13 protein-coding genes and 1 riboswitch are annotated in these 14,198 nt (G+C 70.8%); of the genes, 10 read left to right on the plus strand and 3 right to left on the minus strand.

The features are described 5' to 3' along the window. Positions 1-5: 5 nt before the first annotated feature. The gene (gcvH, locus tag ACGF5T_RS23530) at positions 6-383 is read right to left on the minus strand and encodes a glycine cleavage system protein GcvH (protein ID WP_104633323.1); all 378 of its coding nucleotides are present in this window, start codon (positions 381-383) and stop codon (positions 6-8) included. 132 nt (positions 384-515) lie between these two features. Then, the gene (gene gcvT, locus ACGF5T_RS23535; RefSeq protein WP_361013130.1) at positions 516-1,649 is read right to left on the minus strand and encodes a glycine cleavage system aminomethyltransferase GcvT; all 1,134 of its coding nucleotides are present in this window, start codon (positions 1,647-1,649) and stop codon (positions 516-518) included. Positions 1,650-1,805: 156 nt separating this feature from the next. After that, positions 1,806-1,900: riboswitch (glycine riboswitch) on the minus strand. A 179-nt stretch (positions 1,901-2,079) separates the two neighbouring features. Between gcvT and ACGF5T_RS23540 the strand changes: the two genes are divergently transcribed. From ACGF5T_RS23540 to ACGF5T_RS23580, 9 genes are all read left to right on the plus strand, one after another. Further along, the gene (locus tag ACGF5T_RS23540) at positions 2,080-2,748 is read left to right on the plus strand and encodes an AAA family ATPase (RefSeq protein ID WP_361013127.1); all 669 of its coding nucleotides are present in this window, start codon (positions 2,080-2,082) and stop codon (positions 2,746-2,748) included. A 75-nt stretch (positions 2,749-2,823) separates the two neighbouring features. Next, on the plus strand, positions 2,824-3,627 hold the full coding sequence (locus ACGF5T_RS23545) for an enhanced serine sensitivity protein SseB (RefSeq protein WP_356610473.1): 804 nt from the start codon (positions 2,824-2,826) through the stop codon (positions 3,625-3,627). Positions 3,628-3,752: 125 nt separating this feature from the next. Next, the gene (locus tag ACGF5T_RS23550; RefSeq protein WP_356610474.1) at positions 3,753-4,550 is read left to right on the plus strand and encodes an enhanced serine sensitivity protein SseB C-terminal domain-containing protein; all 798 of its coding nucleotides are present in this window, start codon (positions 3,753-3,755) and stop codon (positions 4,548-4,550) included. A gap of 314 nt (positions 4,551-4,864) precedes the next feature. Beyond that, positions 4,865-5,872, plus strand: coding sequence for an ABC transporter permease (locus tag ACGF5T_RS23555; RefSeq protein WP_356610475.1), 1,008 nt, complete (start codon positions 4,865-4,867; stop codon positions 5,870-5,872). A gap of 70 nt (positions 5,873-5,942) precedes the next feature. After that, positions 5,943-7,733 (plus strand): ABC transporter substrate-binding protein, encoded by a 1,791-nt coding sequence (locus ACGF5T_RS23560; protein WP_356610476.1) that lies wholly within the window; start codon positions 5,943-5,945, stop codon positions 7,731-7,733. A 108-nt stretch (positions 7,734-7,841) separates the two neighbouring features. Next, entirely contained in the window at positions 7,842-8,840 is a 999-nt protein-coding gene (locus tag ACGF5T_RS23565; protein ID WP_356610477.1) for an ABC transporter permease, read from the plus strand. After that, positions 8,837-9,934 (plus strand): ABC transporter ATP-binding protein, encoded by a 1,098-nt coding sequence (locus tag ACGF5T_RS23570; protein WP_356610478.1) that lies wholly within the window; start codon positions 8,837-8,839, stop codon positions 9,932-9,934. The genes ACGF5T_RS23565 and ACGF5T_RS23570 overlap by 4 nt, the downstream gene beginning before the upstream one ends. 23 nt (positions 9,935-9,957) lie before the next feature. After that, positions 9,958-11,352 carry a dipeptide ABC transporter ATP-binding protein gene (locus tag ACGF5T_RS23575; RefSeq protein ID WP_366767322.1) on the plus strand — a complete coding sequence of 465 codons (1,395 nt, stop codon included), beginning with the start codon at positions 9,958-9,960 and terminating at the stop codon, positions 11,350-11,352. Between the two features lie 70 nt (positions 11,353-11,422). Continuing rightward, positions 11,423-12,082 (plus strand): trimeric intracellular cation channel family protein, encoded by a 660-nt coding sequence (locus tag ACGF5T_RS23580; protein WP_356610480.1) that lies wholly within the window; start codon positions 11,423-11,425, stop codon positions 12,080-12,082. 53 nt (positions 12,083-12,135) lie between these two features. Here the strand turns inward: ACGF5T_RS23580 and ACGF5T_RS23585 are convergent, their stop codons facing one another. Further along, positions 12,136-13,332, minus strand: a complete 1,197-nt coding sequence (locus ACGF5T_RS23585; protein WP_366767323.1) for an erythromycin esterase family protein — start codon at positions 13,330-13,332, stop codon at positions 12,136-12,138. Between the two features lie 49 nt (positions 13,333-13,381). On the opposite strand from ACGF5T_RS23585, the gene ACGF5T_RS23590 reads away from it, so the two are divergent. Next, positions 13,382-14,185 carry a TioE family transcriptional regulator gene (locus tag ACGF5T_RS23590; protein WP_366767324.1) on the plus strand — a complete coding sequence of 268 codons (804 nt, stop codon included), beginning with the start codon at positions 13,382-13,384 and terminating at the stop codon, positions 14,183-14,185. Positions 14,186-14,198 lie beyond the last annotated feature (13 nt).

A 14,198-nucleotide genomic window follows, 5' to 3' on the forward strand; every position in this document is an offset into this window, starting at 1 on the left:
ACTCCTCAGCCGGCGGTGAAGGCGGTGTACTCGTCGGCGGAGAGCAGGTCGGCCGGCTCGTCCGTGATCCGTACCTTGAAGAGCCAGCCGCCCTCGAAGGGGGCCGAGTTCACCAGCGACGGGTCGTTGACGACGTCCTCGTTGACCTCGGTGACCTCGCCGGAGACGGGGGAGTACAGGTCGGAGACCGACTTGGTCGACTCCAGTTCGCCGCAGGTCTCGCCCGCGGTGACGGAGTCGCCGACCTCGGGGAGCTGGACGAAGACCACGTCACCGAGCGCGTTGGCCGCGTGCTCCGTGATGCCGACCGTCGAGGCGCCGTCCTCGGCGCCCGACAGCCACTCGTGCTCCTTGCTGTAGCGCAGCTGCTGGGGGTTGCTCATGGCCTGAATTCTCCTGTACGCGGGGGAGTGCTGCTGAAGGGGGTGATGCGAGGGGGGATGCTGAAACCGCCGGTGGACGACGAGAGCGGGCAGCGGGCGTGTGCGGAGCGGCCGGGCCCCGTCGCCCAGTGTCTACTTCTGCCGCTTGTAGAACGGCAGCGCCACGACCTCGTACGGCTCGTGGCTGCCCCGGATGTCCACGCCGACACCCGGCGTCCCCGGAGCCGCGTGCGCCGGGTCGACGTACGCCATGGCGATCGGCTTGCCCAGCGTCGGCGAGGGGGCGCCGGAGGTGACCTCGCCGACCACCTCGCCGCCGGCCACGACCTGGTACCCGGCGCGCGGGACGCGGCGGCCCTCGGCGACCAGCCCGACCAGGACCCGGGGCGGCTTCCGCTCCGCCAGGGCAGCGGCCTCGGTGAGCGCCGCGCGCCCCACGAAGTCGCCCTCCTTCTCGAACTTCACCACCCGGCCGAGCCCGGCGTCGAAGGGCGTCAGCGCCGTCGTCAGCTCGTGCCCGTACAGCGGCATGCCGGCCTCCAGGCGGAGCGTGTCCCGGCAGGACAGGCCGCAGGGGACCAGTCCGGCGCCCTCGCCCGCCTCGGTCAGCGCCTGCCACAGCCCGACGGCGTGCTCCGGCTTCACGAACAGCTCGAAGCCGTCCTCGCCGGTGTAGCCGGTGCGCGCGATCAGGGCCGGGACGCCGGCCACGGTGCCGGGCAGACCGGCGTAGTACTTCAGACCGTCCAGGTCGGCGTCGGTGAGGCTCTTCAGGATGGCCGGGGACTGGGGGCCCTGGACGGCGAGCAGCGCGTACGCGTCGCGGTCGTCGCGGACCTCGGCGTCGAAGCCTGCGGCCCGCTCGGTCAGCGCGTCGAGCACGACCTGGGCGTTGGAGGCGTTGGCGACCACCATGTAGTGGGAAGAAGCGGCCTCGGCGTCGCCCAGCCGGTAGACGATCAGGTCGTCCAGGATGCCGCCGTCCTCGCGGCAGATCATGGTGTAGCGGGCGCGGCCCGGCTTCACGCTGCCGATGTTGCCGACCAGCGCGAAGTTCAGCAGGTCGGCCGCGGCCGGCCCGGTGACCGTGATCTCGCCCATGTGCGAGAGGTCGAAGAGCCCGGCGCGGGTGCGCACCGCGAGGTGCTCGTCGCGCTCGGAGCCGTAGCGCAGGGGCATGTCCCAGCCGGCGAAGTCGGTCATCGTCGCGCCCAGCGCCCGATGCGTGGCGTCGAGCGCGGTACGGCGGAGTTCGGTACTGCTCATCGGTCGGTCGTCTCCCAGGACAGGACGGGGCGAGGTCGATCCTCCCCATCTGTCATCGGAACCTGAGAGGTTCGCCATGACCACCGGAGCGCGGCGGTCAGGACTTGCACCTTGGGTGGGGCAGCCGTCGCGCGGCGGCCCGCTTTTCAGATGTGCCTCGCCCGCGCGGTAACGGTGCCTGAGAGATTCAAGGGAGGGACTTGCTCCTTCGGCGCCCCGGCGACGGCCGGGGACTCTCCCGCGCGGATTCAAACGGCCGGTATGCAGTTGGCGCCGCCATCATTGCATGCCGGGCCGATCCGTGGCAGACCGTGATCTGTAACCGGCTTGTGGCAGTAAGCGAACGAAAACGCGAGACCTGCGCATTACCTTCTCTTTACACTCGACGGGGAGGGGACTTCGTGAACCGCCCCAGGGGAGGACGATCACGGTGAACAGGACCACGGCGTACGCCACCACCACGGGTCTCGCGCTGCCCGAGCAGCCCGCCGCCCCGGCCCCGGAGAAGTGCGCCGAACTGCCCGCGCCCGTCGTCCGCGACCTGCGGGACCGCGGCGGCCACAGCCCGCACGCCCTGCTCTTCGGACCCCGGGACCTGGTGGTGATCACCGGCCTGCCCGGCAGCGGGAAGTCCACGCTGATGGAGCGCACCGTGCGCGGCCCGCGCATCGACTCCCAGGACGCCCGCGACCGCTGGGACCGCCGCATGCCGCGCTTCCTGCCGTACGCGCTCTACCGCCCCCTCGTCCGCCTCGCCCACTACGCCGGACTGCGCCGCGCCCTGCGCTCCGGCGAGGGCGTGGTCGTGCACGACTGCGGCACCCAGGTCTGGGTGCGCGGCTGGCTGGCCCGCGAGGCGCGGCGCCGCAAGGGCACCCTGCACCTGCTGCTGATCGACGTCGACGCCGACGAGGCGCTGGCCGGCCAGCGCGAGCGCGGCCGAGGCGTCTCGCGGTACGCGTTCCTGCGGCACCGCGCGGCCAACGCCCGGCTGCTGCGCGCGGTCACCGAGGGCTCCCTGCCCGTCGGCTGCACCTCGGCGATCCTCCTGGACCGGGAGGCCGCGGGCGTGCTGCGCCGGATCGCCTTCACGGGGTGACACCCCGTAGGCCCCCGGTACCGAACGGGTTAGCCTTTTCAGCCACAGCAGCGGTACCAGGCAGGCGGTAGGCAGATGGACATCCCAGGGGGCCTCCCGGCGGACTTCTCCGCCGGCTTCCCGGCCCAGGCGCACCCCCACCCGCACGGCGGATGGCCCGGCAACGAACTGGAGGAGGTGCTGTCCGCCTCCCTCGGCGTGCCGGGCGCCGGCGGCCGGATCGTGGAGGTCCTCGGCCGCAGCTTCCTGTGGATCCCCCTGCCGAACGGCGGCGGACCGGACAGCGGCCCCCTCGACCTGCCCTCGCTGGAGATCGAGGGCCAGGCCTACGTGCCGGTCTTCAGCTCCGAGGAGCAGCTCCGCCAGGTCGCCGGCGCGCAGATGGCGTACACCGTCGCCCCCGCCGCGGAGTTCGCCCGCGGTCTGCCCCCGCAGATCGGCATCGCCGTGAACCCGGACGGCGTGGTCGGCATCCCGCTGCCGCCCCCGGCCGTGGCCGAGCTGTGCCGGGCCGGCCGCACCCCGCTCGACGGGCCCGCGTCCGGCGGCCGGGTCCGCCTCTTCGAGCCGGACTGGCAGGACGACCCGGTGGACTTCCTCGCCGCGGCCTCCGCCGAGTTCGCCGCCATCGGCGTCGTGCGCACCGCCCGCCGCTGCCTGGCCGCCGTCGAGACCGCCGACCCGGTCATGTTCGTCGGCGTCGAGCTGACCCACTGGGAGGGTGACGCCCGCGCCCTGCCCCTGGACGCCCTGGGCCGCGCCCTCGCCACGGCCCCCCTGAAGACGCAGGTCAACCTGGTCCTCCTGGAGGCGGCCCACGACCCGGTCTGCGACTGGATGCGCGCGCACGTCCGCCCGTTCTACGACCGGGACCTGTGAGGAGCGGCCCGCGACGAGGAGCCCGCCCCGGGAACGGACGAAGCACCCCGAGCGCAGGGGACCCCTGCCCGGCGGAGCCTTAAGCTGGTGCCACAACCGGGGAACTTCTCGAAGGGGCGATACGCGTGAGCGCCAGCGGCACCACGACCGGACAGGTCGAGCACATGCTGCGCCAGGTGACGCCCGGGCGCTACGACGCCTACGAGGCCCTGCTGCGCGCGCTCGCCACTCCCACCTCCGGCCAGGTGTGGATGCTGCTCTGGCACGGTCAGGCCGGCTCCCCGGACGCGCAGTACGGGAACATGGAGGTCGAGGGCTTCGGCTACGCGCCCTGTGTCACCTCCGCCCAGGAGCTGTCGGCCAGCGGCTGGAACCGGTCGTACGAGGTGGTGGACGGGCTCGAAGTGGCCCGCGCCCTCTACCCGGACCACTACGGCCTCTGGCTGAACCCGCACGCCCGGGGCGGCGGCGTCGGCATCCCGTGGCTCGACCTGCGCCGCATCGCCTCCGGCCTGGACCGCCAGCCCGCCGGGCCCCTGCGCCTGTCCGAACCGGCCATCGAGGTTCCGCAGTTCTACGCGCTGCTCGCGCAGAACGCCCACCGCACCCCGGCGGTCCGCGCCCTGCGCCGTGCCTGGGTGCAGCCGGCCCTCGGGGCGCCGTACCTCGCCATCGGCCTCGACGTGTACGACACCTCCCCGCCCGCCGTGGACGCGGTCCGCGCCATGATGCAGCAGTCCGTCGGCGCGGTGCCGGACGGGCTGCCGGTGTCGACGGTGGCGATGACCGACCTCCACGACCCGGTCGCGATGTGGCTGCGTGACAACGCCCGGCCCTTCTACGACCGCGAAGCCCACGCGGCGGCCCCCGCCCAGGCTCCGGCGGGGGGCTACGGGTACCCTCCGGCCGGGGGCGGATACTGACCGTCGCGGGGCCGCCGTCTCGGTGCTGGGCGGACATCTTCGCGCGTAGACGAGGGCGTAAGACACCTATTTGTCCCTGATGTCCCAACTCGTCCGCGTCCGACCCCCGTTACCCAGTGTCCGGATAACGGAACACCTCAAACAGCATCACGGTTACGCATCCATTCCCCGCCAAGTCTGGCTACAGATCGCCAAAGCGTTGAAGACTCCCGCAACAGGGGGTGATTGTTCGCCCCTGTGTACGACGGACTGATCACGCCGCTACAGCGGCAAGTGCGGGCCGGCTACCGCCGGTTGAGAGGGGTCCCTGCCAGATGACGGCACCATTGCACGAGCCGACCGCGGAAGCGGCCCCGAGTGCGGCCGAGGAAGCGGCGGTTGCCGGCGCCGAAGCCAAGGCGGTACAGGGGCGTTCCCTGGGCAGGATCGCCTGGGAGCGCCTGAAACGGGACAAGCTGGCCCTCGGGGGCGGCGTGGTGGTGCTCGTCCTCATCCTGATCGCGGTGCTCGCCCCCGTGATCACCTCCCTCTACGGGCAGGACCCCAACGCGTTCAACGAGGACAGGATCGACCCGCTCTTCGGCACCCCGGTGGGGTCCCTGGGCGGCATCAGCGGCGAGCACTGGCTGGGCGTCGAGCCGGTCAACGGCCGTGACATCTTCGCCCGCATCGTGCACGGCGCCCAGATCTCGCTGCTCGTCGGCTTCCTCTCCGCGCTCGTCGCGGTGGTCCTCGGCACCGTCCTCGGCATCCTGGCCGGCTTCTTCGGTGGCTGGGTCGACGCCCTCATCAGCCGGGTCATGGACGGTCTGCTCGCCTTCCCGCAGCTGCTGTTCATCATCGCGCTGGTCTCCGTCATGCCCGACAACATGCTGGGACTGAGCGGCACGGGCGTCCGTCTGCTCATGATGATCCTGGTCATCGGCTTCTTCGGCTGGCCCTACATCGGCCGCGTGGTCCGCGGTCAGACACTCTCCATGCGTGAGCGGGAGTACGTCGAGGCGGCCCGGTCCCTGGGAGCCGGACGGTTCTACATCCTGTTCAAGGAACTGCTGCCCAACCTGGTGGCGCCGATCATCGTCTACACGACGATGATGATCCCCACCAACATCCTCACCGAGGCGGCGCTCAGCTTCCTGGGCGTGGGCGTCAAGCCGCCCACCTCGTCGTGGGGGCAGATGCTCTCGAGCGCGATCGACTACTACAAGTCGGACCCCATGTACATGGTGGTCCCCGGTGTGGCGATCTTCATCACCGTTCTTGCCTTCAACCTCTTCGGCGACGGCGTACGCGATGCGCTGGACCCGAAGGGCTCCCGCTGACCTGCCGTACCGGCAAGCGACCCGTGGTATTTGCACGGGGTCTCTCATCTAATCCGGAGGATCCGAGATCGTGACTACCCAACGCACCTCAGGGCGGCGCAAGCAGGCTTTGGCCGCTGCCGCAGTGGTCGCCGCGCTGCTGACCACAGCGGCGTGCGGCGGCGGCGGCGACGACAGCAGTGGCGGTTCGAAGAACGGCGCGCCCCAGTTCGACGCGGCCAACAACAAGGTCCTTCAGGCCGCCGAGGCCAAGAAGGGCGGCGAGCTGAAGTTCGCCAGCGCGCAGGACGCCGACTCGTGGGACACCACCCGCGGCTACTACGGCTTCATGTGGAACTTCTCGCGCTACTACAGCCGCCAGCTCGTCACGAACAAGACCGAGCCGGGCAAGGCGGGCGCGGAGGTCACCCCCGACCTCGCCACCGACGTCGCCAAGGTCTCCGACGACGGCAAGACGTACACGTACACCCTGCGTGACGGCGTCACCTGGGAGGACGGCAAGCCGATCACCTCCAAGGACGTCAAGTACGGCATCGAGCGCGTCTGGGCGCAGGACGTGCTGTCCGGCGGTCCGACGTACCTCAAGGAGGTGCTCGACCCGAAGGACGAGTACAAGGGTCCGTACAAGGACAAGTCCGCGGACAAGCTCGGCCTGAAGGCCATCGAGACGCCGGACGACAAGACCATCGTCTTCAAGCTCCCGCAGGCCAACTCGGACTTCGAGGAGATGCTCGCGCTGACCTCGGCGTCCCCGGTCCGTCAGGACAAGGACACCAAGGCGAAGTACGGCCTGCGTCCGTTCTCCTCGGGCCCCTACAAGTTCGAGTCCTACAGCCCGGGCAAGGACCTCAAGCTGGTCCGCAACACCGAGTGGAAGCAGGAGTCGGACCCGGTCCGCAAGGCGTACCCGGACAAGATCTCGATCAAGTTCTTCTCCAACGCCAACGACCTGGACGCCCGCCTGCTGGCCGGTGACTACGACATCGACCTGGCCCAGACCGGCCTGTCCCCGCAGGGCCGCACCACCGCCCTGCAGGAGCACAAGGGCAACCTGGACAACCCGGTCTCGGGTTACATCCGCTACGCGTCCTTCCCGCAGAACGTGAAGCCCTTCGACAACATCCACTGCCGCAAGGCCGTGCTCTACGGGGCCGACCACGTCTCCCTGCAGACCGCGCGCGGCGGCCCGGTCGCCGGTGGCGACATCGGCACCAACATGCTGCCGCCGTCCGTCCCGGGCTCCGAGGGCCAGAAGTACGACCCGTACGGCATGGCCGGTGAGAACAAGAAGGGCAACGTCGCCAAGGCCAAGGAAGAGCTGAAGGCCTGCGGCAAGCCGAACGGCTTCAAGACCACCGTCGCGGTCCGCAACAACAAGCCGGTCGAGGTCGCCACCGCCGAGTCGCTCCAGGCGTCGCTCAAGAAGGTCGGCATCGACGTCGAGATCTACCAGTACGACGGTGCCCAGTACGCCAGCGTCATCGGCAGCCCGACCAACGTGGCCAAGAAGGGCTACGGCATCATCATCATGGGCTGGGGCCCGGACTTCCCGTCCGTGCAGGGCTACGGCCTGCCGCTGTGGCACAGCGACTACATCCTCGACAGCGCGAACAACAACTTCGCGATGATCAAGGACAAGGCGATCGACGGTCTGTTCGCCGACTACCTGACCGAGCTGGACGACTCCGGCAAGGCGAAGATCGCCACCGAGATCAACCACAAGGTCATGGAGGGCGCGTACTACCTGCCCTTCGTCTTCGAGAAGTTCATCAACTGGCGCTCCAGCCGACTGGCGAACGTGTACACCACCGACGGCTACAGCGGTATGTACGACTTCGTCAACATCGGCCTGAAGAAGTAACCGGTACACCCGCCGTACGGCACGAAAGGCAGGTGAAGGCCGGCGCGGCGTGACCGTGGGCCGCCGGATGATCTCCGGCGGCCCGTGGTCCGCAGCGGGCCGCAACCCGTGCTCGCTTATCTCATCAGGCGGCTGTTCGCCGCCGCAGTGATGCTGGTGGTCATCATTCTGGTGGTCTTCGGCATCTTCTTCCTCGTCCCCAAGTGGGCGGGCGTCGACGTCGCCCTGAGCTTCGTGGGCAAGCAGGCGGACCCCGCCGCCGTCGAGGGTGTGCGACAGAAGCTGGGTCTGTCCGACCCGGTCTTCGTCCAGGCCTGGGAGTTCTTCAAGGGCATCTTCGTGGGCCGCACCTACGCGGCCGGCGGTGACGTCACCCAGTGCTCCGCGCCGTGCTTCGGGTACTCCTTCCGTACCGAGCAGTCCGTCTGGCCCGTCCTGACCGAGCGTTTCCCGGTGACCCTGGCTCTCGCGCTCGGTGCGGCCGTGCTGTGGCTGATCTTCGGACTCGCCGCGGGTGTGCTCTCCGCGCTCAAGCGGGGCACCCTGTGGGACCGCGGCGCGATGGTCGTCGCGCTCGCGGGCGTCTCCCTCCCCATCTACTTCACCGGCCTGGTCAGCCTGGCCGTCTTCTCCTACGGACTGGGCTGGATCGACGGTCAGTTCGTGCCCCTGGAGGAGAGCTTCACCGGATGGCTCGGCGGCATGATCCTGCCGTGGGTCACCCTGGCCTTCCTGTACGCCGCGATGTACGCCCGGATCACCCGGGCGACCATGATGGAGATCCTCGGCGAGGACTACATCCGCACCGCGCGCGCCAAGGGCCTCAAGGAGCAGGTCGTCATCCGCAAGCACGCCATGCGGTCGACCCTGACCCCGCTGCTCACCATGCTCGGCATGGACCTCGGCGCCCTCATGGGCGGCGCGATCCTGACCGAGACCACGTTCAGCCTCCCCGGCCTCGGCCAGAAGGTGCTGGACGCGATCCAGACCCAGGACCTGCCCTTCATCCTGGGCGTCGTCCTGATCACTTCCCTCGCGGTGCTGATCGCCAACCTCGTGGTGGACATCCTGTACGCCGTGATCGACCCCCGAGTGAGGCTCACATGACCGACCTGAGCAAGAGCGGAGCAGCCGTGGGCGAGCCCACCGGCACCTCGCCCGCGCCGAAGGCCTTCCTGGAGGTGCGCGACCTCAAGGTGCACTTCCCGACCGACGACGGCCTGGTCAAGTCCGTCGACGGACTCAGCTTCCAGCTGGAGAAGGGCAAGACCCTCGGCATCGTCGGCGAGTCCGGCTCCGGCAAGTCGGTGACCTCGCTCGGCATCATGGGCCTGCACACCGCCGGCCAGTACGGCAAGCGCAAGGCGCAGATCTCGGGCGAGATCTGGCTGGACGGCACCGAGCTGCTCGGCGCCGACCCGGACCACGTGCGCAAGCTGCGCGGCCGGCAGATGGCGATGATCTTCCAGGACCCGCTGTCCGCGCTGCACCCGTACTACACGATCGGGCAGCAGATCGTGGAGGCGTACCGCATCCACCACGACGTGGACAAGAAGACCGCCAAGCGCCGTGCCGTGGAGATGCTCGACCGCGTCGGCATCCCGCAGCCGGACAAGCGCGTGGACAGCTACCCGCACGAGTTCTCCGGCGGTATGCGCCAGCGCGCGATGATCGCGATGTCGCTGGTCAACAACCCCGAGCTGCTCATCGCGGACGAGCCGACCACCGCGCTGGACGTGACCGTCCAGGCGCAGATCCTCGACCTCATCCGCGACCTGCAGAAGGAGTTCGGCTCCGCGGTCATCGTCATCACCCACGACCTGGGCGTCGTCGCCGAGCTGGCCGACGACCTCCTGGTGATGTACGGCGGCCGGTGCGTCGAGCGCGGCCCGGCGGAGAAGGTGTTCTACGAGCCCCGGCACCCCTACACCTGGGGCCTGCTCGGCTCGATGCCGCGGCTCGACCGCGACCAGCAGGAACGCCTCATCCCGGTCAAGGGCTCCCCGCCCTCCCTCATCAACCTCCCGTCCGGCTGCGCCTTCAACCCGCGCTGCCCGTACGCCGACGTGCCCAAGGACGACGTCACCCGCACGGTCCGCCCCGAGCTGACCGAGGTCGGCAGCAAGCACTGGGCCGCCTGCCACATGTCGCAGGAGCAGCGGGAGCGTATCTGGACCGAAGAGATTGCGCCGAAGCTGTGAGCGACAAGGCAGAGGACAAAGCGGTGACGATCCCCGCACAGACCGGCAGCGCAGAGGGCGCCGCGACCCTCACCAAGGACCCCGCCCCCGGCGAGATCCTGCTGAAGGTGACCGGGCTGCAGAAGCACTTCCCGATCAAGAAGGGCCTGCTGCAGCGCCAGGTCGGCGCCGTCCGCGCCGTCGACGGCATCGACTTCGAGGTCAGGTCCGGTGAGACCCTCGGCGTCGTGGGCGAGTCGGGCTGCGGCAAGTCGACCATGGGCCGGCTGATCACCCGGCTCCTCGAACCGACCGCGGGCAAGGTCGAGTTCGAGGGCAAGGACATCACCCACCTCGGGGTCGGCGGCATGCGTCCGCTGCGCCGCGACGTGCAGATGATCTTCCAGGACCCGTACTCCTCGCTGAACCCGCGCCACACCATCGGCACGATCATCAGCGCCCCCTTCAAGCTCCAGGGCGTCGAGCCCGAGGGCGGGGTCAAGAAGGAGGTGCAGCGGCTGCTGTCGGTGGTCGGTCTCAACCCCGAGCACTACAACCGCTACCCGCACGAGTTCTCCGGCGGCCAGCGCCAGCGCATCGGCATCGCCCGCGCGCTCGCGCTCAACCCGAAGCTGGTCGTGGCCGACGAGCCGGTCTCCGCGCTCGACGTCTCGATCCAGGCCCAGGTCGTCAACCTCCTCGACGACCTCCAGCAGGAGCTGGGCCTGACGTACGTGATCATCGCGCACGACCTGTCCGTCGTCCGGCACGTCTCGGACCGGATCGCGGTGATGTACCTCGGCAAGATCATGGAGCTGGCCGACCGCGACCAGCTCTACAAGTCGCCGATGCACCCGTACACCAAGGCCCTGCTGTCGGCGGTGCCGATCCCGGACCCGTCCCGCAAGTCGGCCAAGAGCGAGCGCATCCTGCTCAAGGGTGACGTGCCCTCGCCGATCTCGCCGCCGAGCGGATGCCGCTTCCACACCCGGTGCTGGAAGGCGACGCAGATCTGCACGACCACCGAGCCGCCGCTGAAGGAGCTGCGGCCGGGCCAGCAGGTGGCCTGCCACCACCCGGAGAACTTCGAGGACCAGGCCCCGCAGGACGTCGTCCTGCTGACCGCGGCCAAGGAGGCGGCGGAGCTGGTGTCGGAGGAGGCCCTGGCCGAGTCCGCGGCGACCTCGGCGGCGGTGGCCGCGGAGGTCGAGGCCATCGCCGAGCACGCCGGGAACGCGCCGGAGGCGGACGGCGCCGAGCCGGCCGCGAAGACCGCCGAGCCGGCCGCGAAGACCACGGAGCCGGTCGCGGAGGCTGCGGAGCCGGTCGCGGAGGCTGCGGAGCCGGCCGCCGAGAGCGATGAGGGTGCCGAGCCCGTCGCGAAGGGTGCCGAGCCCGCGAAGAGCGATGACGAGGAGTCTCCCGCCAAGGAGAAGTGATCCCGCCTCGTCGCCGAGCCCCCGCCTTCGTTCGCAAGGCGGGGGCTCGGTGTCAGGTGAGAATGGCGGGGTGTACGAGCAACTCTTCACCCCCACCGTCCAGCACACGCTCGACCTGGTCGGCATCTTCGTCTTCGCCATCTCCGGCGCGCTGCTGGCCGTACGCAAGAACTTCGACGTCTTCGGCATCGCCGTCCTCGCCGAGGTCACCGCGCTGGGCGGCGGGCTGTTCCGGGACCTGGTCATCGGGGCCGTACCGCCCGCGGCCTTCACCGACCTCGGGTACTTCGTCACGCCGCTGCTCGCCACGGCGCTGGTCTTCTTCCTCCACCCGCACGTGGAGCGCCTCCAGACCGGCGTGAACGTCTTCGACGCGGCCGGCCTCGGCCTGTTCTGCGTCGCCGGTACCACCAAGGCGTACGACTACGGCCTCGGCCTGACCGCCTCCGCCTGCCTGGGCCTGGCCACCGCCGTGGGCGGCGGCGTGCTCCGGGACGTCCTCGCCAACGAGGTGCCCTCGCTGCTGCGCTGGGACCGCGACCTGTACGCCGTCCCGGCCATCGTCGGCGCCACCATGGTCGCCCTGTGCATCCGCTACGAGGCCCTCACCCCGTTCACCAGCGGACTCGCGGTGGTCACCGCCTTCGTCCTGCGCCTGCTGGCCCTGCGTTTCCACTGGCGGGCGCCGCGCGCCTGGAACCGGCGGTCGACGGTGGTGGAAGGGGACTAGGACCCGGCAGCGCAGCTCCCCGGCGCTCTCCCCGGGCGCTCTCCCCGGCTGTTCTACGTGACGTCCTTGACGAACACGATCCCGTCGACGGCCGCCAGGTGGTCCGGGTCGAGCGGGGCGTAGCCGAACCAGGGGGAGACGCGGGGCGCCGGCCGCGGTTCGCCCAGGGCGTCGGCCAGCCGGCGGGGGTCGACGAGGCGGCGGTCCTCCGGGAGCGCGTACAGCAGCCCTTCGAGGGTGTCCGGCGGCGGCGCGTCCACGCCCCGGTGCCGGAGCGTGCCGAGGGCGGTGGCCAGGAAGGCGTACTCCTCGCCGAGCCGGGCGCTCACCAGCGCACCGGCGCTCCACCACTCCACCGGTCCCTGCCACATCCGCATCGAGCTCTTCTCCCGCTGGAGGTGCGAGTTGTGGGCGTGGACGAGCACCGGGCCGCGGGCGGCGAGCGCGAGGAGGTTGCCGGCCATCATGTGGTCCCGCACGCTCAGCAGCCGGTTCATGCGGGCGGGTGAGGGGTCGGCCATCCAGTGGTGGTAGCGCAGCAGACCGGTCGCGGTGCGCGCGTGCAGGCGGGCCCGCTCCCAGGCGTCCCGCGGCCCGTGCGCGAGCAGCCGCGGTGCCTGCTCGTCGAGCAGCGACACCAGGTCATCGGCGAGCAGCCGCAGCCGTGCGGCCTCGGCGGACCGCCCGAAGGACCGGGCCGGGTCCGTCATCGCGGCGGGCTCCGTCCACCGCTCGTCGGGGCCCAGCAGGCGGTCGAGCGTCTCCGCGGTGCAGGGCAGCAGGTGGTCGTCGACCCGGGCCGCGAGGCAGCCGTGGAGCGCGGTGAGGGCCCGCCGCGGGCTCTCGGCGCCGGTGATCTCCAGCGGACCGTCGATCCCGGCGAAGCGGAGCCGGTCGGCGGCCGGCCGGCCGTCGTTGTACGCGCGCATCCACCGCACCAGTTCACGGTTGCCGGCGTACGCGCCCCACTCGTGGCTGAAGCCGCCTTCCATGACCTCCTCCAGGGTGCCCGTGCCCGACGTGACATGGGCGTCCACCACCAGGCCCCTGAGACAGTCGCTCTCGACGGCGATCGTCCGGTAGCCCTCCTCCTCGACGAGCCGCCGGAAGAGGTCGTTGCGCAGGGCGAGCAGGGCGTCCTCGCCGTGGGTGGGCTCACCCAGTGCGAGGACGCGGGGCCGCGCCGGGAGCATTCCCAGGACGGCGGCGGCCTCGACGGCCTGAGCGCCGTCCGTGATGTCGGTAGCCATACCTTCAAAGGTATCGTTGAAGATTCGGTGGAGACTTCTGCCGAACGTCATGGGGCTGAACGCCCGGAACCTTCAAAGCGAGGTCCCTATGCGGCCGATCGACCTGGCGCGTCGGCACGGTCTGTCCACCCAGGCCGTCAGGAACTACGAGGAGGACGGCATCCTCCCCGCCGCCGGCCGCTCGGCCCACGGCTACCGCGCCTACACCCCGCTGCACGCGCAGGCGCTGGCGGCGTTCCTCGCCCTGGTGCCCGGCCACGGGCACCGGTCCGCGGCGTCGATCATGCGGGCCGTGAACCGGGGCGCCACGGACGAGGCCCTCCGGCTCGTCGACGAGAGCCACGCCCGGCTCCTCGACGACCGGCGGACCCTGCGAGCCGTGGCGGACGCGCTGCGCGATCTGACGCCCGCGGTGGAGCCCGGTTCGGCCCCCGCGCCGGCCGCGGAGGCCGTCGGCCCGGGCGCGGGCCGCACCTTCGTCGGGGCGCTGGCGGCGGAGCTGGGCATCCGGCCCGCGACGCTGCGCACGTGGGAGCGCGCCGGGCTGGTGCGCCCGCGCCGGGACCCGCTGACCGGCTACCGCCTCTACGCCGAGGCCGACGTGCGGGACGCCCGCCTGGTCCACCTGCTCAGACGGGGCGGGTACCTGCTGGACCAGATCGCGCCCGTGATCGACCGGGTGCGGACGGCCGGCGGCCCGGAACCGCTGGAGGCCACCCTGCGCGACTGGCACGGCCGGGTCTCCGCCCGCGGGCGAGCGATGCTGGCGGGGGCGGCCGAACTGGCGGCGTACCTCCGCGAGCGCGAGGAGGACGACGTCCCGTCGCCGGACTCGCCAAAAGCTACCGCTTAGTAGCCTCTCTGTT

Source organism: Streptomyces sp. NPDC047853 (assembly GCF_043204535.1).
GTDB lineage: Bacteria > Actinomycetota > Actinomycetes > Streptomycetales > Streptomycetaceae > Streptomyces.

What these genes read in the sequence shown, in the direction of transcription:
- gcvH (WP_104633323.1), bottom strand. Translation starts at nt 383, where the DNA reads ATGAGCAACCCCCAGCAGCTGCGCTACAGCAAGGAGCACGAGTGGCTG.
- gcvT (WP_361013130.1), bottom strand. Translation starts at nt 1,649, where the DNA reads ATGAGCAGTACCGAACTCCGCCGTACCGCGCTCGACGCCACGCATCGG.
- ACGF5T_RS23545 (WP_356610473.1), top strand. Translation starts at nt 2,824, where the DNA reads ATGGACATCCCAGGGGGCCTCCCGGCGGACTTCTCCGCCGGCTTCCCG.
- ACGF5T_RS23555 (WP_356610475.1), top strand. Translation starts at nt 4,865, where the DNA reads ATGACGGCACCATTGCACGAGCCGACCGCGGAAGCGGCCCCGAGTGCG.
- ACGF5T_RS23570 (WP_356610478.1), top strand. Translation starts at nt 8,837, where the DNA reads ATGACCGACCTGAGCAAGAGCGGAGCAGCCGTGGGCGAGCCCACCGGC.
- ACGF5T_RS23585 (WP_366767323.1), bottom strand. Translation starts at nt 13,332, where the DNA reads ATGGCTACCGACATCACGGACGGCGCTCAGGCCGTCGAGGCCGCCGCC.
- ACGF5T_RS23590 (WP_366767324.1), top strand. Translation starts at nt 13,382, where the DNA reads ATGGGGCTGAACGCCCGGAACCTTCAAAGCGAGGTCCCTATGCGGCCG.